The sequence below is a fragment of the Protofrankia sp. Cr1 genome (genome assembly GCF_963555865.1).
GTDB lineage: Bacteria > Actinomycetota > Actinomycetes > Frankiales > Frankiaceae > Protofrankia.
Genome location: NZ_CAUVXO010000057.1, coordinates 6,651 through 7,737 on the forward strand (window position 1 = coordinate 6,651; position 1,087 = coordinate 7,737).

Annotated in this window: 2 protein-coding genes; both read right to left on the reverse strand. The window is 71.1% G+C overall.

Annotated elements, in window-relative coordinates; genetic code table 11:
• A partial coding sequence (locus U9980_RS07680) for a DUF2398 family protein (protein ID WP_322767301.1) occupies window positions 1–215 on the reverse strand: 215 nt, incomplete at its 3' end.
• Window positions 212–1,087, reverse strand: an 876-nt coding sequence (locus U9980_RS07685; protein ID WP_322767302.1) for a TIGR02677 family protein, incomplete at its 5' end; no start/stop codon positions are given. The genes U9980_RS07680 and U9980_RS07685, both read right to left, overlap by 4 nt.

Genomic DNA, 1,087 nt, shown 5'->3' on the forward strand with positions numbered 1-1,087 from the left:
GGTGCCGTCTTGAACAGCCGCGCCGACTCGGCGTCCACAACCAGTCGCCAGCCGGTCTCGGCGGCTAGCCATTCGCGCAGCTCGGACGCATGCTGGCGGATCAACCGCAGCGCGTCGTCGTCCGCGCCCGCGGTGAGCAGCGGCTTGGCCAGCAACATGCGCAGCGCCTTACGTCGCTGCGCTGTGCCCTCATCGGCGAAGGCGTCCACTCTCACACCGCCACCTCTACCCGGCGCCGCATCGCGGTCAGATCAATGATCTCAACGAAATGTTGCGGACCGTGCAGCACACCGTCGGCGGTCTCGATCCGCACGACACCGCCGTCGGGAACAAGGGACAACCGTATCTCCATGGTGCCGTCACTGGTGGTGGTATTCACCTCTGAGTCGCCCGGCAACCGCGCCGAGAGTGCGTCTGACAGCACGCCGAGGAACAGCCGGAACGCCTGGCGGTCGAGTACCCCGAGCTCGGAGAGCAGGACCGGTCGCACGGTGGCGAGGCGTTCGCGGGCCGCCGCGACCTGTTCGGCTTCCCGCGCGGCCTGCTCGGCGAGGAACCGGCGCTGCTCAGCGCGGTCAGCGACCCGGTTGGGCTGGCCGCGCCGCTCATAGGAACCGGTCTTGCGCAACTGCGGGCTGATGCGCACGGGCGGCGCTTGGCGCCACGGCGTGCTCGGCGCCGGCTCGTGCTCCTGCCACGCCGCCACCGTCTCCTGGGTGACCGTCAGATGCCGGGCCGGGGTCAGGCCGAACGCGGCCCGCCACAGCCGGTGGGCGCCGGCGTCGTCCGGTGCCTGCGCGAACCAGCGGGCCAGTGCCCGGAAGTCCGCCGATCGGTCCGACCGCCCGGACCGGCGCTCGTTGAGCGCAGCCACGGTGTCGATAAGCTGGGTGATCGCGGTGATGGCTGCACCGCGCAGCAACCGGGCCTGCGACGGATGGCGCGAGTCGGCGGACAGGAACCAGTCCCGCAGGCCGCGCCACCGGTTGCGCCAGGCATCGACGGCCATCCTGATCGCGGTGTCGTACGCGGCCGCTGTGTCCGCTGCGGCGGAGGTATCCGCCCCGGCCGAAGTAGCCACGATGTC